Raw genomic sequence first — 24,023 nt, 5'->3', positions numbered from 1 at the left:
CCTACTAGAGACAGGTTTTTCTGAATGTCACGTCGTCCCTACCTGCATAACCATCGATATCGATGAATTCAGTAAGTGTCATGCAGCTAAATGTAACAGAAAGTAACAGAAAGGTAAGCATTAGCTGTTTCGTCCTGGAGGGTGGGAATTCTAGCAATAAGTAGTGAAGTGATTAATTGAAAGACTATTCCGGACGCAATTGAGAGATCCCTATGCCAGCCACTCCTTTTTATGCAGAGACAGATACAGAATTTGACTCCGAGTTGCCAGATTACAACTTTGGGTCTGCCGTGTTGAACGACGATGCTCGACCCCCGGTGGATGATCTCGATAGCCCTGAGATGGAAGGTCTAGATGCAGAGTACGGGCGACTCGGCGAGGCATCTCTACGGGCAACTGCCAGCCGTCGTACTACCGATCTGGTTCGGTTATATCTTCAGGAAATTGGCCGGGTTCGGTTACTAGGGCGAGATGAGGAAGTCTCGGAAGCTCAAAAAGTCCAGCGTCATATGCGGTTGCTGGAGCTGAGAAATGATACTGCCAACCAGGCAGATCCAGTGATTCAGCCGTATGTGCATCTGATTGAAGTACACGATCGTCTAGCATCTCAGTTGGGGCACCGTCCTTCTTTGGAACGGTGGGCGACGGAAGCGGGTATTGAGCTGAGCAACCTGAAGCCTACATTAGCTGCTGGGAAGCGTCGCTGGGCAGAAGTAGCAGGTCTGGCAGTTGAAGAGCTAGAGCGGATTCAGGCCACTGGCATTCGCGCCAAAGAACACATGATCAAGGCCAACCTGCGTCTAGTGGTTTCTGTGGCGAAGAAGTATCAAAATCGCGGACTGGAATTGTTGGATTTAGTCCAGGAAGGAACCCTTGGGCTAGAACGGGCGGTTGAGAAGTTCGATCCGACCAAAGGTTATCGGTTTAGCACCTATGCTTACTGGTGGATTCGCCAAGGAATTACCAGAGCGATCGCAACTCAAAGTCGTACTATCCGCCTGCCGGTTCACATCACCGAAAAGCTCAACAAAATTAAGAAAGCTCAGCGCAAAATTTCTCAAGAAAAAGGTCGCACGGCAAGTATTGAGGATATCGGCGTTGAGTTAGAAATGACACCGGAGCAGGTACGGGAAGTTTTACTCCGGGTGCCTCGCTCTGTCTCTTTAGAAATTAAAGTAGGAAAAGAGAAAGACACGGAACTAGGAGACTTGCTGGAAACAGACAGCATATCTCCCGAAGAAGTGTTAATGCGAGAAGCTTTACACCGAGATTTGCAGCAGCTGCTTGCCGATCTCACCAGCCGCGAGCGAGATGTGATTCGGATGCGGTTTGGCTTAGGAGATGGTCATCCTTACTCCTTGGCAGAAATTGGTCGCGCTCTGGATTTATCTAGAGAACGAGTTCGTCAAATTGAAGCCAAAGCTTTACAAAAGTTGCGGCAACCCAAGCGCCGCAACCGTGTACGCGACTATCTGGAGTCCTTGGGCTAAGAAATAGTAATTTCATTTTCACAACTGCCCAATACTAATTTCTCAAAACCCCCCTTTTTAAGGAGGGTTTTGTGATTTCAAATATAGAAAGTCAGGGAGCGGCAAGCAGTGGTAAAAAGCGGTAAATACTGCACCCAGCAGGGACAAGGCATAAAACTAGATCCTACAACTAACAACTGACACGCACAGCAGCGGTCAAAAGGAAAAAAGAAAAAAGTAAAAGATATAATTCTTTACTTATCTTGTTTCCTTTTTCCTATTGCTTTCCCTATCTCTTAGCCTTGTTTCTTATTAGACATTATTCTCAATAAGCTTCGATTGTTGCAAATATTCTAGGAATTCGCTATTCTTCTCAATAGGGCTACTTTCTTGAGAAGGTCAACATGTCTTTCTACACAGCAACCTCACTCAAGGCTGAACTGAACGAGCGGGGCTGGCGTTTAACTCCCCAACGGGAAACCATCCTGAATGTCTTTCAACATCTTCCCAGAGGTCAGCATCTTAGTGCTGAAGACCTCCACGAGTTGTTGCACAGTGAAGGTGAGGACATAAGCTTATCCACCATTTACCGAACCTTAAAGTTGATGGCTCGGCTGGGCATTTTGCGCGAACTTGAACTGGCAGAAGGACATAAGCATTACGAACTCAATCAACCTTATCCTCATCACCATCACCATTTGATCTGTGTTCGGTGTAACAAGACGATTGAATTCAAAAATGACTCGATTTTAAAAACCGGCACCAGAACAGCCAGAAAAGAAGGGTACCACCTGCTTGACTGTCAGATGACGATTCACGCTATCTGTCCAACTTGCCAGCGGGCGTTACTACCCATTTAAAAAGCGATCGAGTAGGGTTAGGGCGGGATGCACCACTTCTACCATAGCGATTAGCTAGTAGTATAGCTAATCGCTAATTGCTATGTTTGTTTAAAAACGTCCCTTGACGATGTCATCAGCGCTGAGACCATAAGCACGTTGGGCAGCTTCAACTGCTGCTTTGGTTTGCGCCTCGAAAACCCCATTTAAGGGTCCGCGATAAAAGCCGTTTTCTTTCAGACGCTTTTGTAAAGACAATACATTAAAGCGATCGCTTGTATTTTCCAGAGCCAATATAGTATCGGGTCTAGCGATTCCATCAGCTGTTAAACCTTGCGATTTCTGAAACTGAATCACGGCGTCTTTGGTGTCTTGATCGAAGTAGCCAGTCATGGCACCTTGAAAAATTCCCATCTGCCGCAACCGTCGCTGGAGTTCTACCACCTCCCGGTTGTTACTGCCTAACTGTAGGAGCTGTCCGCTAGAAGCTGTATTAAAGCGATCGCTTGTATTTTTCAGAGCCAATATAATATTGGGTCTAGCGATTCCATCAGCTGTTAAACCTTGCGATTTCTGAAACTGAATTACGGCATCTTTGGTGTCTTGATCAAAGTAGCCAGTCATGGCCCCTTGCAAAATTCCCAGTTTCCGCAACCGTCGCTGGAGTTCTACCACCTCCCGGTTGTTACTGCCTAATTGTAGGATCTGCCCACTAGAAGCGATATTTTTAGGCGGAGTCCGATCCTCGCCGCCTCCCACACCTATCAAAGCTGCCTGGGTATCCGAACCGACAATGCCATCTACTGGCATTCCCGCCGCTTGCTGGAATCGGTTAACGGCTGCTTTTGTGATCGGGCCATAATAGCCAGTGATATTTGCTTGAAAATAGCCCTGTTTTTGCAACCGTTGCTGGAGGGCTACTACCTCCGGACCGCTGTCTCCTTCCTGTAGGACTCCACTCCTCGAACGTTGGCTGACCTGAGAAGCCTTGCTGACCGGCTGAGGACGTTGCCTGACAGACTGGAAACGTGGGCGGCTGACCTGTCTGACCTGCCGAGATTGGCTGGCCTGCGCCTGGATTGGCTTGCCTCGCTTCTTCTGTAAGGCGGCTTCGGTTCGCGGTCCCACAATGCCATCCGGTTCCAGCCCGTTAGCTTTCTGGAATTGGATCACAGCTTCCGTTGTAATCGGGCCAAAATTGCCTGTGATACCTGCTTTGAAATAGCCTAGCTGCTGTAAGCGCTGCTGGAGAGTGGCTACCTCCGCGCCGGTGTTTCCTGGCTCAAGTATTGCTAAAGCTTGAGACATTCCCAAGAGGCTCAGTGAGACAAAAAGCGATAGCAGAGACAAACTCGCTCTACTAGACAGCTTTTGGCGGTTCAGTCCTTCAAAAATTTTTTGGCTATTCCAGACTATAGGAAACTCGCTGTTCGTAGATGCTTCGTAGGCCAGGGCAAGATGCAGGTAGGCAAGGGTTTCCATAATTTTACTGGCAAACTCTTGATAGACAGTTTAAGAAGGTCAATTTCATCAACTAGCTATACCATACTAGTGCCTAGGGGCGATATACCACCCGTGCATCTAGTCCGCGCGATCGCAGTAGCTCGGAGCGGCTTTCGGCAAGCTGCCGATTGGAAAATGCCCCTGCATTTACATAGGAACCTCGTTTCGATTTCGGCCCCAGATCCGCATTCGGTACATAGCGGAGGACTTTATTCAATGTTGTGTAATTCCCTGGTACGACTACCACGTAGCGATTCTCAGCAAAATTAATTCCTAATTCCTGTAGGGTTCGTGCATCTGCAATGCCGTCAGGGTATAAACGCCGAGCTTGCTGGAACTGCCTGACAGCTCGCTGGGTAGCGGGACCATAAACCCCATCAATGCGACCAGGGTTGAAGCCTTGATCGCTCAATCGCCGTTGGAGATCCTCGACCTCGGAACCGCGATCGCCAGGTTGGAGACTTCTACGACTCCTGTCGTTCCGGTTGCTGTAGTCACTTAGTTGTTGACTTGGACGACCGGCAACGTAGTCGTCTAGTGCCCGCAGCGTTTCTGAATTAATCGTACCGCTGGGGGATAAACCTACAGTTGTCTGGAACTCCCTGAGAGCTTGCGCCGTATTTCGACCAAATACTCCATCAATACGACCGGGGTTGAATCCTGCCTGTGCTAACTGTTCTTGGACAAGCCTAATGTCTGAATAGGTATTTTCTGAATAGGTATTTTCTGAATAGATATCTTCTGGATAGATATTTTCTGCTCTCAGTGTAGGGATGTTGGGAGCAGACAGTGTAGGGTTGTCCGGAAGCGAGTCAAGAGTTCTGTCCGGAGGTGGCAGGGTAAACGGGTCATTGTTGAAGCTTTGGCTTATAGTCGGTCTAACTTGATTAAATAATTCTGCCCTGGTTCCTCGACCCACAATCCCATCTGGTGTGAGCCGATTGGCTTGCTGGAATCGAATCACCGCATTTTTAGTTTGCGAGCCAAAATTTCCAGTGGCGGGCACACTAAAGCCTCGCGCCTGTAACTGCTGTTGTAATGCGCGTACCTCAGAACCGCGATCGCCTTGTTTCAGCGTTCTCTGTGCTAACGCCTGAGAAGCGATTCCCAGCATCGCTAAGGCAACGGCAATCGATAGAAAATGAATCGTTGCGTGGCTAGAAAGCTTTTTCCAATTCAATCCGGTCAGAAATTCCTGGTTTTCCCCAACCGGAGAAACACCGGCTTCTTGTACAGGTGTTTCGTAGACTAAGGCTAGATGAAGATAGGCAAGGGTTTCCATTACTTTTAACAGCATAGATTTTAACGCCAGTCTAGCCGATTGATTGCATCAAATCGCACTTCCTATCGACGATATACCACTCGTGCATTCAATCCTTGCGATCGCAACATCTCTGACTGACGTTCTGCCCCAGACTCAGTGGCAAATGCTCCTGCCTGAATATTTGAATCGCTACTGGAAGTATCCAGATAAGCATTCGGCACATACTGGCGCACTTGGCGCAGCGTTTCGGTAGTCTCAGCCATTACGATCACCGAGTAAGGAGAATTTGAAGTCGCAAGATACCCGGCAGCAAACCAGGTTTCCCGCCCCATAATGCCGTCAATCTTTAAACCCCTCGCCACTTGAAAGCGCTTCACAGCTTGCTCTGTTTTCCAGCCAAATTTTCCATCAATAGAACCCGGATCAAAACCAGCCGCTTTCAGCCTTTGCTGAGCTTCGGTGACTTCCCGACCGCGATCGCCCAGTCGCAACCCGCGCTTACCAATGTTCATTGCACTCGTCTGCGGAGTGTTGTGCGACTTTTTACTTTTCTTGCTTTTGCTCTCCAGATATCGCTTTAATGCTTCTAGGGTCTCCGAACCCGCGATGCCGTCAGCATCTAAGTCACTGATCGCTTGGAAACGCCTCACCGCTGCCTCGGTCAACTTGCCGTAGTATCCAGTGACAGGTCCCTTATAGTAGTTGGCTGCCATCAAGTTTGTTTGCAAAGCCGTCACTTCAGCACCCCTATCCTCTATCTGGATTGCGCTAGCACTGTGGAGCAAACTGAGGAAAGCTAGATTTAGAGCCAGCGATAGCAGATAGCTTGTCGCGGTGCTAGAAAGCTTTTGCCGATTGAGATCCTTAAAAAGTTCTAACTTTTCTATAACTGGAAAAGCCAGAGGATCTGTCGTTTCCTCGTAAGCTACTGCTACATAAAGATAGGCAAGCGTCTCCATTCTTGTCCTGCAAAACTCTTAGCAGCTAATCCACTCACTGAAGTTTTCAGAGAAGTTTTAACTGCTATTTTTGGCTTATTTTACGTTATTTTCACGTTTTTTGTTTACTAACTACAGAGAGAATACTTTAAGCTAGATGGTTTCTAGGTCTTGTTTTTGAGAAACTCTAGACGTTTTCAGCGATTAAACTAAACCTTAGCATCAAAAATTAAGGCAACTATCACCGCTACACCAGTAATGCCTAAAGCTACGAGCGGGTGTTGACCTTGACTTACAGCAAAAGAAGTAACGATACCAGCACCCAATGCCGCGATAACGGCAGATCCTAATAAATCTTGATGAGAGTTTTTATTGAACATTGTTGCGCTCCAGCAGCCAAGTTAAAAATAGCTGTGACTTACAGTTTTTCAACCTACCACCAGACTTTAGTAGGTTAAAAAGTTGCTGGAATATTGCAATTAAGATTTAAATTAAGCTAATTTTCTTAACACGTCCCAAGGTTACAGAAACGGGGGAACTCTATGCTTGTACTGCAATCCCCCGCACTGAAATCTCTGTCAGATTTCGCCTATTGCTGTTGTTCTGTCTCAACTCGCTCAATGTTACCGGCTTTGATCCAGCCTTGTTGTTCGCCCTCTTCCAGACGGATCTGTTGCCATCTTTTATCATCGCTTTCTTTGATGACTACAATCCGCTGATTGTATCCGACCCCACCGACGCGGTTGGCTTCCAAAGTTGGTGCCTCTCGTAAGCTTAAACCTTCGCGCCAGGTAACGCGAGCGGTATACGCTCCAGGTTCTAGCACTTTAGCAGGAGCAGTGCTGGGCGTCGGCGTTGGGTTGGGTTGAGCGGAGGACGCCGATGTTGTCTTGACAGCGCTAGGAGAAGCTTTGGCTTTTACCTCTGGTTTATCATTTGCATAAACCGGCTTGGGCGGAGGAGCCGACAGTTTAGTTAGGAAGTAATAGGCGGTAGCACCACCACCCACAGCGAGGAGGACGATCGCTAGGAAGAAACCAATTATAAATTTTGCTAAACCCGACCAACTCATGCTTGTGATTCCGGTTGTTGCAGCTGATGAAAGCGACTACTCAAAGGGCTGTGTCTCGATGCCATACGGGCTTTACCGGCGGCTGCCCAATCTTGCAAAAACTGGATTTGCTCTTGGGCAGTCCGAGCTAGGGGCACAATCTGACTGGCGGCTTCTAAAATATCATCGGTAGTGAAGTCTCGATTCTGGCTAAAGCCAATGTGCATCGCTTCTATCAAGGTTTGCTCAATTTCGGCCCCAGAAAAATCGGGGGTTTCGTATGCTACCCGATCGAGATCGTAACTACTCAAGTTGTGAGGCCGCAGCCTGGATAAGTGTACCGCAAAAATGGCGCGACGTTCCTCTTGTTCGGGCAAACCCACAAAAAAGATTTCATCAAATCTGCCTTTGCGAAGCATTTCCGGGGGTAAAGCTTGAATATTGTTAGCAGTCGCCACGACGAATACAGGTGAAGTTTTTTCTGCCAGCCAAGTAATAAAGGTACCAAAGACGCGGCTGGTTGTTCCGGCATCGCTTTTGCCATCAATGCCAGAGAAAGCTTTGTCAATTTCATCGATCCACAGTACGCAAGGAGCTAAAGCTTCTGCTAGTTGAATCATTTGCCGAGTGCGAGATTCCGATTCTCCCACCAATCCTCCAAAAAGACGCCCTACATCTAAGCGTAATAAAGGTAAGTGCCAATGATGGGCGATCGCTTTTGCCGTCAGCGATTTTCCGGTTCCCTGAATTCCCACAAGGAGTAACCCTCTGGGATAAGGTAGACCATATTGCCTTGCGCGTTCTGAAAAGGAACCACCACGCCGTAGCAGCCAGTCTTTTAGGTTATCTAAGCCGCCAATATCAGAAATTTTCTCGCTACTCGAATAAAACTCTAATATTTGCGTCTGGCGAATGGTTTGACGCTTTTCTTCCAGCACCAGTTCCACGTCTTCAGGGCGCAATTCGCCGTGAGTCGCGATCGCTCGTGCCAAGACACGACGAATCCGTTCCATCGATAGCCCTTGGCAGGAACGCACCAGTTCATCCAAAATTTTGCTGGTGAGGGATTTACCTGTGGCACCGAGTAAGCGTTCCACTTCTGTCTTGATCTCAGCTGGCGCTGGCAACGGAAACTCCAGGATGGTTAAGACTTCACTCAAGTCCGTTGGAATGGCAATTTGCGGCGCGACGATGACAATATTTTTCGGCTGGGATTTCAGACGCCGTGACAGATTCCTCAGCTTGCGATAAACTGATATATCTTCTAAAAAACGGGAAAAATCCCGCAAAATAAAGATTCCTGGGGCAGATGCTGCCACTTTTTCTACAAATTCTAATGCTTGAACCGGATTGCGTCGTCCAAAACCGGCATCGTTGGGGTTGCCCTGATAGCCATCGACAAAATCCCATATATAGACTGGGCGATCGCCTAACCGTTGAGCTACCTGCGCGATCGCTACTTCTACTCTCTCCTCTTCGGGAGTTGGAATATAAATTAATGGATATCGGGCGCGTAGCAGCAGTTCAAACTCTTCACTGAAGCTCATAGCTGTTAATAGGATGTCAGTTGGTAGAAGACTTGCGGTTGTCGCGTCTCCAGGTCAGTGGTCAGTTGGTAGGGCGCGAACAAAAATCTTGGCAACCCAAAACTCTCTCCATTTAACCCGCCCGTACAATCATTGTTGCTTGATTAGTTGCCAACTCCCTGTAAAAACCAAGAAAAAGCATCTCGCCTTACGGTTCAGTTAGTATACGCAAGGGCGATGCTTGTTCCCTTAACTTGTTTGTTTCTTGCCGCTGACGCTAACCACTGACCGCTGACTATTTAGGAAATTGTTTTTTGAGTGCTTTTAAAGCTTCCCATCGGCGGTCAGATAAACTGTCCGAGCCATTCGTATTTGCTGGTTGAATCCCCGAACAATCTTTGTCACAAAGCTGCCTTGGGGGAATCGCCAAACACATTTGTTCGTATAGCCAAACATCAGGCTGAAAATGACCCTGCGGCGGCAGCATTTCCAACAAATCTTCGAGTGGTGTTTCTCGTTCTACAGGCCCTGTGTCTGGTTGATCAGCCCCTTCATCTAACCAAATCATTTCTGATGTATTGATAGCTAGGCGGTGATTATACTGTTGCAAGCAGCGATGGCAAGTGAGAGTGACAATTGCTTCTGCTTTCACAGAAACATCCAGGTAATTTCCTTGATGGGAAACTTTCATCTGTCCGCGCACGGGCGTCAAAGTTTCCAGCTCTGGTAAAAAATCATCAATTTGAATGACTTCTGAGCGCTCTGGCGCTTTCAGTAGCCCAGGAATATAAATCGCCTTCATAATGCTTCAGCCATCCTTCCAACCCGATTAAAAAAGGAAAACAAAAAACAAAAAATTATTTCTTATTTTCCTTTTTTAACTCTTAATTTTTTAATCGTACAACCAGACGCCGGTCTGGTTCTTGACCCCGACTATAGGTTTCTAAATCCTCGCACTCTTGGAAAAAAGTATGAACTTGACGCCGCTCTGCTGAAGACAAGGATTTTATTTCAAATTCTTGACCAGAAGAACGAACTTGCTGAGCGGCATCCTCAGCAAGTTCTTGGAGTTCCGCTTGACGCCGAGCGCGATAGCCATCAAGTTCAATGGTGTAAGCCGTCTGCTCCTCCCGCTCTTGACCCAAGTTCAAAATGGCATTGGCAAGGTACTGGATGGCATCGAGAGTCGCACCTTCAGAACCTACTAAGGCTTGAATTTGTGCGGATGTTAGTTTAGTTTCGTCGATTGTCAACCAGTAAGTTTCTAATTCTGCTTGGGAGGAGTCGCTGCTTTGTGGAATCGTTTGGATTGCGGTTTCTTTAACGCCGGTAGGAAATTTGGCTAGTTGTAGGAGTTGCTCTAGCCACTGCTGACCCCGCTGCATTCTGCGATCGCTCATAGCTAACTCGAAGCCTTTTTCTTAGAACGACCTGGTTCAAAGGGAAGTGCTTCTCTTTCCTTTGCTTTCGTTTCTTTTTCTTGAACTTCTACCATTTTCTGAAGGTTTTCTGGTAGGGGTTCGCGCGACAAAATAAACGTCTGAGCAGTTTGGAAAATGTTAGCAATGACCATGTACATCAACACCCCTGCTGGCAGCGGGAAGAACAAAAACATCCCAGAAAAGAGGATTGGGGTAATTTTGTTGACCGTAGCCTGCTGGGCGTTTGCATCGCTGGAATCGTTCTGTCCGGAGAGAACCTGGTTGAGATACAAACTGATGCCAAAGAATAGCACCATGCCGATAATATCCCAGTGAATGGTTCCGTCTTCATCAAAAGCGCCCACACGACCTAACGCATCAATAAAGAGAAATCCTTTATCTGCCGCTAGTCCTGGAACTGTTCCCTGAACGGTGACTTCCCCAGGCTGAAGAGCTTCCACGCTGCCATCTTCATTCACCTGTACCCGTTCTTCGCCTTTAGTGACCTTCCAGCGGGGAATCAGCTTAGTTTCAGGATAGTCGGCGAGGAGTTCCCGAAGGGGTTTGCCCTCCACGGTTTGAAATTCAATTTTAGCCTTTTCCCCAACCGTCAGGCGGTTCCCTCCCGGCAGCAGCGCCGCAATCGGGGCATGAACGCCATCTGAAAAGTAAATGTTTTGTGGCGCTGTCACGAAAGCTTGCGGCTGAATCCGTTCAATTTGTTCTTGAGGAAAGATTTGCAAATTGACCGTGTAGTTCACATCCGAGAATGGCGATCCCCGCAAGGTGGCAAACAATGCAAAGAGAATCGGCATTTGCAGCAACACGGGGAAGCACCCGGCTAAGGGATTGCCAAATTCTTTGAACAGCTTGCTCATTTCCTCCTGCTGTTTTGCAGGATCGTCCTTGTAAAGCTTCTGAATTTCTTCTTGTCGCTTTTTCATCAGCGGTTGGGAAACTTTCATCCGCCGCATATTGCGAATGGAGCCAGCACTCAGGGGATAGAGAGCAAAGCGAATTACAAGTGTCAGCGCCACGATGGCGAGACCATAGCTAGGCACAATCCCGTAGAAGAAATCCAGGATTGGCAGCATGACATTATTGGAGAGAAACCCGATACCAAAGTCCATTCGTTCTGAGTTAGAGGGGGCGCTAGTAGCTTGTGGAGAATCTTAATCTAAGTTATCTAATGTTTGTGATTTTTGGGTTATAAAACACACAAAAGCCAGGGTAGAGTCGCTGGGGAATTTTAGATAAGCCATTGACAATTCAATTCGAGCATCTAAAATTACTTGACTTTTGAGGCAATTCTATCGACTCGCGGAACCATCCGCTGGTTTGCCGGTTCTGGCTGCCATTTTCTCGTTGATGTAGTCATAAATTTCCCGGAATCGAGGTAAGGCTCTGAGTTCCAGGCGACTGCCATCTCGAAGAGTGACTACCATATCGCCCCAGAGACCAATTCCACGGGGAACCTTCACGACATTAACAATTTCTGAGTAGATAATGTCGGTGCGATCGCGTCCCATCCAACCACCCGTTACCGAGATACGACGAGTAGTAATCCGGTAGCGCAACCAAAGCGCTCTCACAATTGCCCCTACCGTCAGAGGTATACAGATGACTGTAAATCCCAGCAGGATATTAATAATCAAATCACCTATGTGGGGACCGCCTTCATAGAAGGTTTCCTCTTTGATGCCCATTGAGTACCTCTGCTTCTGCCAACAACTGCTCTAATTCTCGCAAAATTTGACCATAATCGCACTCCACTGCTATGGGTCGCACAACGATGACCAACCGCCAGCCAGGTGCAATGCGAGGTAACATCTGACGAATCGCTGCCCGAATCCGTCGCTTGATCCGGTTCCGGATGACTGCTCGCTTGCTGACTTTTTGGCTGATGGAGATGCCGATGCGGGTTGGCATCACTTCGGCAGTTTTCATGCCCTTCGCGCCGCTTGATTGCCTCAACGCTCTTAAAGCAAAGTGAGGGGCATTGCGACGCAGACCGCTCTGGTACACAGCGGTAAAATCTTGCCGGTGCCTGAGTCGATTTGCTCTGGATAATGCCACTAGAAACTCCGCCCTCCTGGGTGGCTTAAAAGAAGGATGAAGGCGAAATAAATTCATCCTTCATCCTTCTTGTGTTTCTAAACGGAAAGGCGATAACGTCCCTTTTTTCGGCGAGCTTTGATGACAGCCTGACCATTTTTGGTACGCATCCGTGCTCGAAAACCAGATGTTCTTTTTTGCTTACGATTAGTGCCGCCCAGAGTGCGCTGAGTCATCGGTTTTTACTCCAGATTTAGAATCGCCGCTATAGAAAAAGTCACGATTCTCCAGCATAGCATCACACTGCGCTCCTTTTACAAGCGCCCCTTGGCTGCACAGAAGCGGACGTGGACTGTACCTTAATTAATACTCAGAATCCAGGTACCGAGATAACGGGGCAACGGTACATCGCCGGGAGTAAGAATCGCACCCGTGAAATAATAAGTTCCACCAAAAGGCGGGTTTTTCACGTTAGACAAGATTAAGTCTACGCTGTTACCAGCAGCCACTGGCTCCTGCATATAAATCAGAAGCTTGTAATTTTCTTTGTCCCAGACAACCTCTTTGAGGGGCAGCTTTTTCCCTTTGACACGGACTTCAACGTTTTTCGTGTCAAACTTGCCCTTATAGTAATCGGGATAAGTGATGACAAACTGAGCTGCCCCTAATTCCATTTTTTTGGCGGGAATCTTGAGCCGGTAGCGATCCCAAGCATCCGATTGACCGCCAAAATCTAACCGATAGCTCAGCTGATTTTGCCGTTCAACACCGCTAAAAATGGTTAACCCCGGTAGACTCTGTGCTTGGGTGAGGCTGGCAAAGCCCGTTAGCACGCAACCCGTCGCCGCTAGGGCAGAAATTAGGCGTCGCTTAGAGGATTTTGTTGACAACATAGGCTCTTGTATCTCAACTGTAGAGAATGGGCTAGAGAGTGGGCTTCGTTACTAAACTTTACTATTTTTGACTCAAGCGGGGATGTAGCCGCCCCGAATGAATCCTCCCCCGTGACGCGGGAAGCGAGAAGAAAGTGCCCCCAGATGCAAGCTTGGTGAGCTTTTGAGTCGAGCGATCGCTCAGGTTAGGGCAATGGAACCAGACCGGCTCATAAAGACAGTTGATTTTAAACTAGTTGCCGCTCGGCGCGATCGCGCTGCTCGGCATTTTTTATGTACTAATGTATATCATTATGTATTTTTTTGGTTATTTATTGAATAAATTTGAAAAAATCAGCCGGAAACAAACCCTTCAATTAATCTGAATTGACGCCAGAGATTATAGGCACCAGAGGGTTTAAGAGAAAGCTTTTTATCATTGGTTAAAGCTTTGAAAACGGGTTCTAGGTGATATCGTCTTAGGACGTGCGTGAGTGTGGAACTCTAAATTCATAAAACAAAGTTAAAGATACGGATCGGAATTTAGAAATCCGCCTAGGATGCAAAAGGATAGGATGCAGAAGGGTTTCGTAGAATTGATTGGGAGAGTTCATGAGAATTGCGGTTGCAAAGGAAGTTGAAGTTGGCGAACGTCGTGTGGCACTGGTGCCTGACACTGTAGGCAGGTTAGTAAAACAGGGTCTAGAAGTGTGGGTAGAGGCGGGTGCTGGTGAGCAAGCATTTTTCTTTGATGACGCCTATAAAGCAGCTGGTGCAACGATTGTCTCGGATACAGGTGCTTTGTGGCGCGAGGCGGATGTTTTATTAAAAGTTAATCCGCCGAAAGAGCATGAAATTCATCAGCTCAAGGAAGGAGGCGTGTTGATTGGGTTTCTAAATCCTTTGGGAAATCCAAACCTAATCCAGCGTTTAGCCGAGCGCCGAGTCACCGCCTTCAGTATGGAATTGATCCCCCGCACCAGTCGGGCGCAGAGCATGGATGCTTTGTCTTCTCAGGCGGGAGTGGCTGGATACAAGGCGGTACTGATTGCAGCGGCGGCTGTGCCGAAGTTCTTCCCGATGTTGACGACAGCAGCTGGGACAATTGCACCGGCAAAAGTATTTATCATGGGTGCAGGAGTAGCGGGACTGCAAGCGATCGCTACTGCTAGACGCCTAGGTGCCATCGTAGAAGCCTTTGATATTCGTCCTGCCGTGAAAGAAGAGGTGCAAAGCCTAGGGGCGAAATTTATCGAAGTGCAGCTGAATGAAGAAACTGTAGCGGCGGGTGGCTACGCGAAAGAAGTTTCTGAAGCCTCTAAGCAACGCACCCAAGAAGTCCTCACCGAACACGTCAAGCAAGCCGATGTCGTCATTACCACAGCTCAGGTTCCGGGCAGGAAAGCGCCCATCCTGGTGACTGAGGAAATGGTAGCCCAGATGAAACCGGGTGCGGTCATTGTCGATTTGGCAGCTGAGCAAGGCGGCAACTGCGCCTGCACGGAACCTGGCAAGGATGTCCAGCGCAACGGAGTCACGATTATTGGCCCGATGAATTTACCTGCGTCTATGCCGGTTCACGCCAGTCAAATGTATGCCAAGAATGTTTTGACTTTGGTGCAATACCTGATTAAAGAGAGTGCATTGCAGCTGAATTTTGAGGATGACATCATTAGTAGTACCTGCGTCTCTAATAACGGTGAGATTCTCAATCAACGAGTCCGGGATGGTTTGACTCAGGTAAAGATTAACGCCTAGAAAAATGGTGGAGGAAACCCATTTTCTCTCTAGAAAACGGGTTTCTTAGCTATCAAATTAGGTATCCAATTTGAAGATTGTCGGTGGGCAGTGTCCACCTTGACCGCTGAATCAAGAAGGAGTATTGAGCTGAATGACAGAAACCTTAATTGGCGCTTTGTTTGTATTTGTATTAGCGTCTTTTATCGGATTTGAAGTAATTAACAAAGTGCCGCCGACACTCCATACTCCCCTCATGTCTGGGGCAAATGCAATTTCTGGAATTGCCGTGATCGGGGCGCTGATTGTCTGTGGACCGCGCGAGTCAAATCTCAGCGTCATTTTGGGCTTAATTGCCGTAGTGCTAGCAACCATCAACGTAGTAGGTGGTTTCTTAGTGACGGATCGGATGTTGCAAATGTTTAAGAAAAAGGTAAGCGGGTAATGGATAAGCTTTGAATTTTGAAAAGAAGAAATTTCTCACTCAAAATGCAAACCCGAACACTCAAAACTTTTCTGATTACCAATCACCAATTACCCATTACCGACGAACAAGTGATATGACGGAATTTCTGCCAACTGGGATACAGCTGACTTACTTAGTAGCAGCGTGTTTGTTTATTCTGGGATTGAAGAAGCTGGGTTCACCGGCGACAGCTCGCACAGGCAATCAGTGGGCAGCGGTCGGGATGCTACTGGCTATCGTGGCAACACTGCTAGATAGGCAGGTGTTGAACTACGAAATGATTTTGTTGGGTTTGCTGATTGGTTCAGTGTTGGGAGCGATCGCAGCCTATAAAGTAGAAATGACCGATATGCCCCAAATGGTGGGTTTACTCAACGGTCTGGGAGGTTTAGCTTCTGCCCTCGTCGCCGTAGGGGAATTTTGGCGGCTCTTGGGCACGCAGCAAGCAATCCCCTTCGACGCCAACCTCTCGATTATCAGTAGCGTATTTATCGGCGGCGTCACCTTCACTGGCAGTATGATGGCCTTTGCCAAATTGCAGGGACTCATTAGTGGTTCTCCCATTACTTTTCCCTTACAACAACCCATCAACGCCCTCCTATTAGTAAGTTTTGTAGCAGCGAGTGCCTTCCTGCTAATTACCCCAGACAACTTACCTGTATTTCTAGCAATGGTAGGGATTTCCTTACTGCTGGGCGTGCTGTTCGTGATTCCGATTGGCGGCGGCGATATGCCTGTCGTAATTTCGCTGCTGAACTCGCTTTCTGGGGTCGCTGCGGCGGCTGCTGGTTTCGTGGTGATGAACAATATGCTGATCATCTCCGGAGCCTTGGTAGGCGCTTCAGGCTTAATCCTGACCGAAATCATGTGTAAGGCGATGAACCGTTCCCTTGCCAGCGTGCTGTTTGGTGCCTTTGGGAAAGCTGGGGCATCTGGTGGCGCTGGTGGTGCAGATGGGGGCGATAAAAATGTCCACAGCATTGATACCGAAGAAGGCGCGATGATGTTGGGCTATGCGCGTTCCGTCGTGATTGTTCCCGGCTATGGCATGGCAGTGGCTCAAGCACAACACGCTGTCCGCGAATTGGCTGACGGCTTAGAAAAACTAGGCGTTGAAGTGAAATACGCCATTCACCCAGTCGCGGGACGGATGCCAGGACACATGAACGTATTGCTAGCGGAGGCGAATGTGCCTTATCCGCAGCTATACGACATGGATGATATCAATCCGCAGTTAGAGCAGACGGACGTGGCGCTGGTGATTGGGGCGAATGATGTTGTGAATCCAGCGGCTCGTCACGATTCTGCTAGCCCAATTTACGGGATGCCGATTCTGGAAGTAGATAAGGCAAAACACACGATTGTGATTAAACGCGGGATGAGTGCGGGTTTTGCCGGTGTGGATAACGAGCTTTTCTACAAAGACAAAACGATGATGCTATTTGGCAGTGCGCGGGATGTCGTAGCGAAGCTGGTTGCTGAAGTGAAGCAGCTATAAACAAATTTTGAGTTTTATATCATCACTCAAAATTGCGATCGCGATACGATACCAGTCTGCTTCAGGAGTTTAATACTCCTGAAGCTATCTTTTCTTTGGAATAAAAGATAGGTTAGGCTGGGCTTACCAGAGGCATCTGCTACATTCAGAAACCACGGCTATGTGATTTTGCATGAAAGCAGCATGAGACAATTCATCGCGGGTTTTACCGCCGCTTTAGTAGGTTTGGCGATCGCTTCGGTTGGTTCCGCTATGGCTCGTGAACCTGGTATCTATTTTAGGAATTCCTCTGCGTTGTCAGACAAGGCAGATGCGATTGGGACTCCAAAGCCGATTTTAACCAGCCAAACCGCGTCCACCACTCCAAAACAACCAACAGAGGAACTTTCCGCACTTTTAGATACGGTGGTGGAGGGCAACAGCTCGTTTGCCCTCGATCTCTATAACCGTCTGCGGAAACAAGAAGGAAACCTATTCTTCTCCCCTTACAGCATTTCAACGGCACTCGCCATGACCTACGCTGGAGCTGGCGGACAAACGGCGACCGAGATGGCGAAAGTTCTCCACTTCACCTTAGAGCAAGAACGCCTGCATCCGACTTTTGCCGCGCTCATGGCTGAGCTAAATGCCAGCGAACAGCAGGGATATCAAATTGCAGTTGCGAATCGGCTTTGGGGTCAAAAGGGCTATGGCTTTAGCGATCGCTTTTTGAAAACTACCCAAAACGACTACGGCGGGGGACTCCAAGAGGTGGACTTTGCCGGTGCGACTGAACAGACTCGCCGCACGATCAACAACTGGGTCGCAAAAAAAACTGAAGACAAAATTCAAGATCTGATTGCGCCAGGGACGATCTCTTCTAAGACCAAGCTGGTGCTGACAAATGCCATTTACTTTAAAGGTGCCTGGTTCAGCCCGTTCGATCGGCAAAAAACCAAAGATGAGCCGTTTTATGTCACTCCAACGCAGCAGGTTAGCGTGCCGATGATGTGCAAGACGGAGCAATACGGCTGGGCAGATATTGGCAGCTTGAAAGTGCTAGAGCTACCCTATGGTCAAGGGGAGGAGATATCCGAGGAATTATCGATGGTCATTCTCTTACCCAAGCAAGTGGATGGGTTGGCGAAGATGGAGCAGCAGCTGACGCCAAAAAACTTGGAACGGTGGCTATCGTCCCTCAAATACGAGCAGATGGTTGAAGTTTGGGTGCCTAAGTTCAACCTCACTTCAGAGTTTGACCTAAGCAAGGTACTGGCAAATATGGGGATGCCCGAAGCTTTCAGCGTTCAAGCTGACTTCTCGGCGATGACCGGCAAGAAAGGGTTGTTCATCTCCAAGGTGATTCACAAAGCCTTCGTGGAGGTAAATGAGGAGGGCACTGAGGCAGCTGCGTCTACAGGGGTTGGGATGACTAGGGGGGCAAACAAAGAGTTTCGAGCCGATCGCCCATTTGTGTTCCTGATTCGGGACAAGCAGTCGGGTAGCATTTTGTTCCTGGGTCGTGTGTTGAATCCGCTACAGTCAACAGCGGCTGTTGGGAAGTAAAGTTGATGCCGATCGCTTGGGAAATCGAGAAAATAGAAGATAGAGGGTTCCCAGCATTGATGCCTTTATCCTGAATTAGGAGTCTGCCAGCCGTGGTTGTACAAATATCTGATAGCACCTACGAAGTCAAGACCCAAGAAATTGCCAAACAACTGTTGGCAGCAACGAGAGAAAATCGCTCCTTTTTTGCCCAAATGCGCGACCAAATGCGCTGGGATGATAAATTACTTGCTTGGGCAATGGCTAACCCTGGTTTGCGAGTGCAGCTGTTTCGCTTCATTGACTGTCTGCCTGCGCTGCACAGTAAACCGGAAGTTGCTCGCCACTTGCAAGAATACTTGGCGGATGAGTCGGTTGAACTCCCGACGAGCCTGAAAGGGATGCTCAACTTTGCGTCTCCAGACTCAATGCCCGGTCAGGTAGCAGCGACAACGGTGAATACAGCAGTTGAAACCTTAGCGCATAAATATATCGCTGGGGAAAGTATTAAACAGGTTATTAAGACGGTTGAGCGATTGCGTAAGGAGAAAATGGCTTTCACCATCGACCTGTTGGGGGAAGCGGTGATTACGGAAACTGAGGCGCAGTCGTATTTAGATAGATATTTGGAATTGATGCAGCAGCTGACGGAGGCAGCGAAGACGTGGACGCGGGTTCCGGCAATTGACCAAGCAGATGGAGAAGAAATCCCCCAAGTTCAAGTATCTGTCAAGCTGACAGCGTTTTATTCGCAGTTCGATCCGTTGGATGCGAAGGGAAGTGAGGAGCGAGTGAGCGATCGCATCCGGCTTCTATTACGTCGCGCCCAAGCCTTGGGGGCTGCTGTTCACTTTGATATGGAACAGTATGCCTACAAAGATTTGACGCTCTCCATCCTGAAACAGTTGTTGATGGAAGAGGAGTTCCGGAGTCGCACGGATCTCGGAATAACGCTGCAAGCTTATCTGCGCGACAGCGAACAAGATTTGCGCGGCTTGATTGACTGGGCGAAACAGCGTGGCTATCCTCTGACAGTGCGCTTGGTAAAAGGGGCGTACTGGGATCAAGAAACTATCAAGGCGATGCAGAAAGATTGGCCGGTGCCAGTTTACAGCGATAAAACTGCAACCGATGCCAATTTTGAGAAGATGACCCAGCTGTTGCTGGAAAATCATGAGTATTTGTACGCGGCAATTGGCAGTCATAACGTGCGATCGCAAGCACGGGCGATGGCGATCGCGGAAAGTTTGAAAATTCCCCGCCGTCGCTTTGAGATGCAAGTTTTGTACGGCATGGGAGATAAGCTGGCAAAAGCTCTCGTCGATAAAGGTTATCGGGTGCGGGTGTATTGTCCTTATGGGGATTTGCTACCGGGGATGGCTTATTTGATTCGCCGGTTGCTGGAAAATACTGCCAATAGTTCGTTCTTGCGACAAAATCTGGAAGAGCGTCCGATTGAGGAATTGTTAGCGCCTCCCGTCGTAGAAAGTTCGGAGTCTTTAGTCAAAGCTCAAAACTCAAAACTCAAAACTCAAAACTTGCCTTTTCACAATGCAGCGGATACGGATTATGCAGAAGCTGAGGAAAGGAAGCGATCGCAACAAGCCTTGCAAACCGTGCGCGAACAGTTGGGTAAAACCTATTTACCTCTGATTGACGGTGAATATGTAAACACATCCGATATCGTCGATTCAGTGAATCCTTCCAACCCCAGTGAGGTGGTTGGCAAAATCGGATTAATTAGCGTAGAACAAGCAGAACAGGCGATCCAAGCCGCAAAAGCAGCATTTGCTAGTTGGCGGCGGACTCCGGTGCCAGAAAGGGCTGGAGTGTTGCGGAAAGCCGCAGATTTGATGGAAAAACGCCGCGCTGAATTATCCGCGTGCATGGTATTAGAAGTTGGGAAGCCAGTGCGGGAATGCGACGGTGAAGTTTCCGAGGCGATAGACTTCTGCCGTTACTACGCCGATGAAATGGAACGGCTGGATGCTGGGCACCATTATGACATCGCCGGGGAAACCAACCGCTATAACTACCAACCACGAGGGATTTCTCTGATTATTTCCCCGTGGAATTTCCCCTTGGCGATTCCCACCGGGATGACAGTGGCATCATTGGTGGCTGGAAATTGTACGCTTCTCAAACCGGCTGAAGTTTCGTCGGTGATTACAGCGAAACTTAGTGAAATTCTGGTAGAAGCAGGCATTCCTCGTGGGGTGTTCCAATACGTACCTGGAAAAGGTTCAACGGTGGGTGCTTATATGGTGAAGCATCCCGACGTCCACATGATTACTTTCACAGGTTCTCAGGAAGTTGGCTGTCGGATTTACGCTGATGCGGCGATTTTACAACCAGGGCAAAAACACCTGAAGCGGGTGATTGCCGAAATGGGTGGAAAGAATGCGATTATCGTCGATGAAAGTGCCGATCTCGACCAAGCTGTGCAAGGTGTGGTGCAGTCCGCCTTTGGTTACAGCGGACAGAAGTGTTCGGCGTGTTCGCGGGTAATTGTTCTAGAACCCATCTATGATGCTTTTGTGGAGCGTTTGGTAGAAGCGACGCGATCGCTCAATGTTGGCCCTGCGGAGGCACCCAGCACCCAAGTTGGCCCCGTGATTGATGCAAACGCACGCGATCGCATTTTGGAATATATCGAGAAAGGGCGTCAGGAAGCCAAAGTGGCGCTGGAAATGTCCGCACCCAACAACGGCTATTTTATCGGGCCGACGATTTTCTCAGAAGTCCCGCCAGAGGCGACGATTGTCCAAGAAGAAATTTTTGGTCCGGTTCTAGCCATCATGCGGGTGAAGAATTTTGAGGAAGCGATCGCAGTTGGTAATAACACCAACTTCGCCCTGACTGGCGGTCTATATTCCCGTACACCTTCCCACATTCAACAAGCTGAAAATGAATTTGAAGTGGGCAACCTTTACATCAATCGCGGCATCACTGGCGCAATTGTAGCAAGGCAACCCTTCGGCGGTTTTAAACTCTCAGGGGTCGGTTCTAAAGCAGGTGGCCCAGATTACTTGCTCCAATTCCTCGAACCCCGCGTAGTGACAGAAAACATCCAGCGCCAAGGATTTGCTCCGATTGAAGGAGTAGATTAAAAAGGCAAAAGTAAAAAGGCAAAAGTAAATAGAAAAAATTGGTTTTTGTTTTACTTTTGTCTTTTTATTTGGGTAAGGTAATTGGGACAAAATAATAGAGCCGTTCTCAATTTGATGCAATAAAAAATGGGAAATAAGTTAAAAGAACCTATCTGGATTCTGTGACCGATAAAGATAAAAGCCCTAAGTTTAAAAATAAAAGTCTGCTAATTCTAGGGATCGTTTGGCTGGTAGGGGCAGTCAGCGATCGCATTTGGTTTGCGCTTGATCACTCAGTGCCAGCTTGGGATCAGGCAGATTACTTGACGGGATCGTTGAACTACTGGCGGGCTTTGCAACAACCCCAGTGGTTTTCAGGGGAGTGGTGGACGAGTTTTTGGCTGTTGACCTCCAAAGTGCCGCCTTTTACCTACATTGCGACTGCTATCGTCCAGCATCTCTTTGGGACGGGGGCGGATCAAGCCACGCTGGTTCTGTTGCTATTCAGTGCGATGCTTTTGGGTTCGGTTTATGGTTTGGGTGTCCAGCTATTTAGCATTGAAGTCGGTTTATGGGCGGCTGGGCTGTGCCAATTGTTACCGGGGATTTATCAATATCGCCTGGATTTTCTGCTGGATTATCCGCTGACAGCGGTTGTGACATTGAGTTTCTTTTGCTTGACGGTTTGGCGGAATTGTCGAACCGCAGAGGAACAGAGGACGCAAAGAACAAGAGAATGGGTTTGGGCGGCGGCGTTTGGACTTTCTTTGGGGCTGGCGCTGATGGTAAAGCAGACAGCGCTGTTCTTTCTGTTGACGCCGATTTTGTGGGTGGGATTTGGGACGATTCTTCGGCACCGGGCATGGGGACGCCTCGCGCAACTGGTTTCTGGGTTGCTGCTTTCGGTTTTGGTCTTTGGTCCTTGGTATCGCACCAATTGGCTGCTGATGCTGACAGCGGGAAAACGGGCAACCGTGGATTCAGCGATCGCGGAGGGAGATCCCGCCCTCAATACTCTAGACGCTTGGACTTACTATTGGAAAATTCTTCCTTACCATCTGTCTTGGCCTTTGTTACTCATTCCAATTGTGGGATTGCTGATTTATTCAATTAAAAAAATAAAAACTCAACAAGAGAATTCTTCAACTTTTAATTTTTCATTTCTAAATTTTGATTCAATTGCTTGGCTTGCGGTATTTTGGCTGGGAGCTTATTTACTGGGTTCGCTGAATATTAATAAAGATTCTCGCTATGTCTTGCCTTACTTGCCGGTGGTAGCGCTATTTTTGGCTTATGGTTTGACGCGCCAGACAGGACGCTGGAAACATCATACCCGTTGGGGAACCGTTGGTTTGGCGGTGCTGCTAATGTTTCTGAACCTGTTCCCCGTGGGAGGGATGTTTGCCAATTTCACGCAAGTCCTCAGTCCCTACGCCCAGCATCCCGTTTATCTGGGAGAAAAATGGCCTCACCAACAAGCGATCGCCCAAATTATTCAAACCGAACCTTATCTGCGTTCCACACTGGGAGTATTACCCTCAACCGCCAAAATTAACCAGCACAATTTCAATTATTACGGTGCGTTAGAAAATTTTCAGGTGTATGGGCGTCAGGTAGGAACCCGAAAGAAGTCTGTCCCTCAAGATGCGCGATCGCTTTCCTGGTTCCTCACCAAAAGTGGCAACCAAGGATCGATTCCAGACGCGCAAGCAATCATCGTCCAAACTGTTGAACAAGGTTCGGATTTCCAATTGCAAAAGAGTTGGGATTTACCCGATGACAGTGTTCTGAAACTCTATCATCGCAAAACGCCACCCATTCAAGTACAACCCCTCACAGAACCCCGTACCCAAGTCACCCTAGAACGGGTGAGTATACCTAATCAAGCCCCGCCAGGGAGTCCCGTACCGATTACCTACGAATGGTCTGGTTCCTGGGAACAGTTGCAATCCGGTTTAGTGCTGCTGACTTGGCGAATGAGCGATCGCATTGTTGAAAATTCCACAGTTAACAATTCCAAAGTTGAAAATTCCAAATCTGAATGGCTGCACGATCACGGGATTGGCATGGGAGAATTGTATCCAAAAGTTCTTCCCTCTAAGCTTTCTGCGAATGGCTTTCGAGTTACCGAACAGATGGCGATGCTGCCGCCAGCAAATATATCGGCTGGAATTTACCGCCTAGAAGCGACTTACCTGAACCGGCAAACGGGTGAAACTTACCCGATACAGGTTCCCTCCGTGACACTGAAGATTGAACCCCTTGCCGCCGCCACACCCGCACCTGAATTGGATTTGCTGACTCAGTTGCGGACTCTAGCGGCTACCTTACCCCAAGGGACAGAAGCTCTAGAGTCGATATTTGAAGAAACTGGGCGCATCAACCAGTACGACCCGATTCAAGACTATCTGAATCAAACCTTGACGGCATTGGAATACCGACTGCAACGGGAACCGCAAAACCGGGATTGGGCATACACGCTGGCTTTGTCAAAGGCACTAAAGCGACAAGTCAAAGGTGCGATCGCTGCCTTAGAACGAGTCGTTGAGATCGACTCCCAAAATCCCTACGCTTATGCCTATCTCGCCTTTGTCCATCTGTACGATTGGCATCCCGCCGCCGCCCAGAAAGCTTTGAAACCGGCTCTTGCCATCAACCCGAACTTATCCGAACTTCAAGCCCTGAATGGCGTAGCAACGCTTCTGCAAGGCAATCTCGTCAAAGCTTGGCAAATTCTGAAAGAATTAAAAATTCCGAATTAGAAACAAAAT

At 48.3% G+C, this 24,023-nt stretch carries 21 protein-coding genes; 8 read left to right on the top strand and 13 right to left on the bottom strand.

Annotated features, from left to right (window positions below; all coding sequences use genetic code 11):
* Positions 1-212 precede the first annotated feature (212 nt).
* Positions 213-1,490 (top strand): RNA polymerase sigma factor SigC, encoded by a 1,278-nt coding sequence (gene sigC, locus H6F52_RS17635; RefSeq protein WP_190439649.1) that lies wholly within the window; start codon positions 213-215, stop codon positions 1,488-1,490.
* Between the two features lie 383 nt (positions 1,491-1,873).
* Complete coding sequence (locus H6F52_RS17630) at positions 1,874-2,329, top strand: transcriptional repressor (RefSeq protein ID WP_190412715.1); 456 nt, start codon at positions 1,874-1,876, stop codon at positions 2,327-2,329.
* 90 nt (positions 2,330-2,419) lie between these two features.
* Here the strand turns inward: H6F52_RS17630 and H6F52_RS17625 are convergent, their stop codons facing one another.
* From H6F52_RS17625 to H6F52_RS17565, 13 genes are all read right to left on the bottom strand, one after another.
* Complete coding sequence (locus H6F52_RS17625) at positions 2,420-3,790, bottom strand: peptidoglycan-binding protein (RefSeq protein WP_190536254.1); 1,371 nt, start codon at positions 3,788-3,790, stop codon at positions 2,420-2,422.
* A gap of 73 nt (positions 3,791-3,863) precedes the next feature.
* Positions 3,864-5,108 (bottom strand): peptidoglycan-binding protein, encoded by a 1,245-nt coding sequence (locus tag H6F52_RS17620; RefSeq protein ID WP_190536253.1) that lies wholly within the window; start codon positions 5,106-5,108, stop codon positions 3,864-3,866.
* Between the two features lie 47 nt (positions 5,109-5,155).
* The gene (locus tag H6F52_RS17615) at positions 5,156-6,034 is read right to left on the bottom strand and encodes a peptidoglycan-binding protein (protein ID WP_190536252.1); all 879 of its coding nucleotides are present in this window, start codon (positions 6,032-6,034) and stop codon (positions 5,156-5,158) included.
* A 188-nt stretch (positions 6,035-6,222) separates the two neighbouring features.
* Positions 6,223-6,393: a hypothetical protein gene (locus H6F52_RS17610; RefSeq protein ID WP_190412719.1), complete on the bottom strand. Its 171-nt coding sequence runs from the start codon at positions 6,391-6,393 to the stop codon at positions 6,223-6,225.
* Positions 6,394-6,602: 209 nt separating this feature from the next.
* Positions 6,603-7,085: an SH3 domain-containing protein gene (locus H6F52_RS17605; protein ID WP_190430067.1), complete on the bottom strand. Its 483-nt coding sequence runs from the start codon at positions 7,083-7,085 to the stop codon at positions 6,603-6,605.
* Positions 7,082-8,611 carry an AAA family ATPase gene (locus H6F52_RS17600; protein ID WP_190412721.1) on the bottom strand — a complete coding sequence of 510 codons (1,530 nt, stop codon included), beginning with the start codon at positions 8,609-8,611 and terminating at the stop codon, positions 7,082-7,084. Before H6F52_RS17600 ends, H6F52_RS17605 begins: the two co-directional genes overlap by 4 nt.
* 274 nt (positions 8,612-8,885) lie before the next feature.
* Positions 8,886-9,392, bottom strand: coding sequence for a YceD family protein (locus H6F52_RS17595; protein WP_190536251.1), 507 nt, complete (start codon positions 9,390-9,392; stop codon positions 8,886-8,888).
* Between the two features lie 82 nt (positions 9,393-9,474).
* On the bottom strand, positions 9,475-9,990 hold the full coding sequence (locus H6F52_RS17590) for a R3H domain-containing nucleic acid-binding protein (protein ID WP_190536250.1): 516 nt from the start codon (positions 9,988-9,990) through the stop codon (positions 9,475-9,477).
* A 2-nt stretch (positions 9,991-9,992) separates the two neighbouring features.
* Positions 9,993-11,141 carry a membrane protein insertase YidC gene (gene yidC / locus H6F52_RS17585; RefSeq protein WP_190412724.1) on the bottom strand — a complete coding sequence of 383 codons (1,149 nt, stop codon included), beginning with the start codon at positions 11,139-11,141 and terminating at the stop codon, positions 9,993-9,995.
* Positions 11,142-11,321: 180 nt separating this feature from the next.
* The gene (locus tag H6F52_RS17580; protein WP_190412725.1) at positions 11,322-11,717 is read right to left on the bottom strand and encodes a PH domain-containing protein; all 396 of its coding nucleotides are present in this window, start codon (positions 11,715-11,717) and stop codon (positions 11,322-11,324) included.
* Positions 11,689-12,087 (bottom strand): ribonuclease P protein component, encoded by a 399-nt coding sequence (gene rnpA, locus H6F52_RS17575; RefSeq protein WP_190412726.1) that lies wholly within the window; start codon positions 12,085-12,087, stop codon positions 11,689-11,691. The genes H6F52_RS17580 and rnpA overlap by 29 nt, the downstream gene beginning before the upstream one ends.
* A 77-nt stretch (positions 12,088-12,164) precedes the next feature.
* Positions 12,165-12,302, bottom strand: coding sequence for a 50S ribosomal protein L34 (rpmH, locus tag H6F52_RS17570; RefSeq protein WP_190412727.1), 138 nt, complete (start codon positions 12,300-12,302; stop codon positions 12,165-12,167).
* A gap of 123 nt (positions 12,303-12,425) precedes the next feature.
* Positions 12,426-12,959, bottom strand: coding sequence for a DUF2808 domain-containing protein (locus H6F52_RS17565; protein ID WP_190536249.1), 534 nt, complete (start codon positions 12,957-12,959; stop codon positions 12,426-12,428).
* 591 nt (positions 12,960-13,550) lie between these two features.
* Between H6F52_RS17565 and H6F52_RS17560 the strand changes: the two genes are divergently transcribed.
* From H6F52_RS17560 to H6F52_RS17535, 6 genes are all read left to right on the top strand, one after another.
* On the top strand, positions 13,551-14,696 hold the full coding sequence (locus tag H6F52_RS17560; RefSeq protein ID WP_190439674.1) for a Re/Si-specific NAD(P)(+) transhydrogenase subunit alpha: 1,146 nt from the start codon (positions 13,551-13,553) through the stop codon (positions 14,694-14,696).
* 133 nt (positions 14,697-14,829) lie between these two features.
* Positions 14,830-15,120 (top strand): NAD(P) transhydrogenase subunit alpha, encoded by a 291-nt coding sequence (locus H6F52_RS17555; RefSeq protein WP_190412730.1) that lies wholly within the window; start codon positions 14,830-14,832, stop codon positions 15,118-15,120.
* A gap of 115 nt (positions 15,121-15,235) precedes the next feature.
* A complete protein-coding gene (locus H6F52_RS17550) occupies positions 15,236-16,639 on the top strand; it encodes an NAD(P)(+) transhydrogenase (Re/Si-specific) subunit beta (protein WP_190439677.1) in 1,404 nt (467 codons plus the stop codon).
* A 183-nt stretch (positions 16,640-16,822) separates the two neighbouring features.
* A complete protein-coding gene (locus H6F52_RS17545; RefSeq protein ID WP_190536248.1) occupies positions 16,823-18,184 on the top strand; it encodes a serpin family protein in 1,362 nt (453 codons plus the stop codon).
* A gap of 92 nt (positions 18,185-18,276) precedes the next feature.
* Entirely contained in the window at positions 18,277-21,273 is a 2,997-nt protein-coding gene (gene pruA / locus H6F52_RS17540; protein ID WP_190536247.1) for an L-glutamate gamma-semialdehyde dehydrogenase, read from the top strand.
* 161 nt (positions 21,274-21,434) lie between these two features.
* Positions 21,435-24,014, top strand: coding sequence for a glycosyltransferase family 39 protein (locus H6F52_RS17535; RefSeq protein WP_190536246.1), 2,580 nt, complete (start codon positions 21,435-21,437; stop codon positions 24,012-24,014).
* Positions 24,015-24,023 lie beyond the last annotated feature (9 nt).

The sequence above is a fragment of the Coleofasciculus sp. FACHB-542 genome (assembly GCF_014695825.1).
GTDB lineage: Bacteria > Cyanobacteriota > Cyanobacteriia > Cyanobacteriales > FACHB-T130 > FACHB-T130.
Note: the sequence above shows the minus strand (reverse complement) of the source record. Positions and strands in the feature narration are given on the sequence as shown.

Bases quoted from the DNA above. Each gene is read 5' to 3' on its own strand.
- sigC (WP_190439649.1), top strand. From the start codon at position 213: ATGCCAGCCACTCCTTTTTATGCAGAGACAGATACAGAATTTGACTCC.
- H6F52_RS17630 (WP_190412715.1), top strand. From the start codon at position 1,874: ATGTCTTTCTACACAGCAACCTCACTCAAGGCTGAACTGAACGAGCGG.
- H6F52_RS17625 (WP_190536254.1), bottom strand. From the start codon at position 3,790: ATGGAAACCCTTGCCTACCTGCATCTTGCCCTGGCCTACGAAGCATCT.
- H6F52_RS17620 (WP_190536253.1), bottom strand. From the start codon at position 5,108: ATGCTGTTAAAAGTAATGGAAACCCTTGCCTATCTTCATCTAGCCTTA.
- H6F52_RS17615 (WP_190536252.1), bottom strand. From the start codon at position 6,034: ATGGAGACGCTTGCCTATCTTTATGTAGCAGTAGCTTACGAGGAAACG.
- H6F52_RS17610 (WP_190412719.1), bottom strand. From the start codon at position 6,393: ATGTTCAATAAAAACTCTCATCAAGATTTATTAGGATCTGCCGTTATC.
- H6F52_RS17605 (WP_190430067.1), bottom strand. From the start codon at position 7,085: ATGAGTTGGTCGGGTTTAGCAAAATTTATAATTGGTTTCTTCCTAGCG.
- H6F52_RS17600 (WP_190412721.1), bottom strand. From the start codon at position 8,611: ATGAGCTTCAGTGAAGAGTTTGAACTGCTGCTACGCGCCCGATATCCA.
- H6F52_RS17595 (WP_190536251.1), bottom strand. From the start codon at position 9,392: ATGAAGGCGATTTATATTCCTGGGCTACTGAAAGCGCCAGAGCGCTCA.
- H6F52_RS17590 (WP_190536250.1), bottom strand. From the start codon at position 9,990: ATGAGCGATCGCAGAATGCAGCGGGGTCAGCAGTGGCTAGAGCAACTC.
- yidC (WP_190412724.1), bottom strand. From the start codon at position 11,141: ATGGACTTTGGTATCGGGTTTCTCTCCAATAATGTCATGCTGCCAATC.
- H6F52_RS17580 (WP_190412725.1), bottom strand. From the start codon at position 11,717: ATGGGCATCAAAGAGGAAACCTTCTATGAAGGCGGTCCCCACATAGGT.
- rpmH (WP_190412727.1), bottom strand. From the start codon at position 12,302: ATGACTCAGCGCACTCTGGGCGGCACTAATCGTAAGCAAAAAAGAACA.
- H6F52_RS17565 (WP_190536249.1), bottom strand. From the start codon at position 12,959: ATGTTGTCAACAAAATCCTCTAAGCGACGCCTAATTTCTGCCCTAGCG.
- H6F52_RS17560 (WP_190439674.1), top strand. From the start codon at position 13,551: ATGAGAATTGCGGTTGCAAAGGAAGTTGAAGTTGGCGAACGTCGTGTG.
- H6F52_RS17555 (WP_190412730.1), top strand. From the start codon at position 14,830: ATGACAGAAACCTTAATTGGCGCTTTGTTTGTATTTGTATTAGCGTCT.
- H6F52_RS17550 (WP_190439677.1), top strand. From the start codon at position 15,236: ATGACGGAATTTCTGCCAACTGGGATACAGCTGACTTACTTAGTAGCA.
- H6F52_RS17545 (WP_190536248.1), top strand. From the start codon at position 16,823: ATGAGACAATTCATCGCGGGTTTTACCGCCGCTTTAGTAGGTTTGGCG.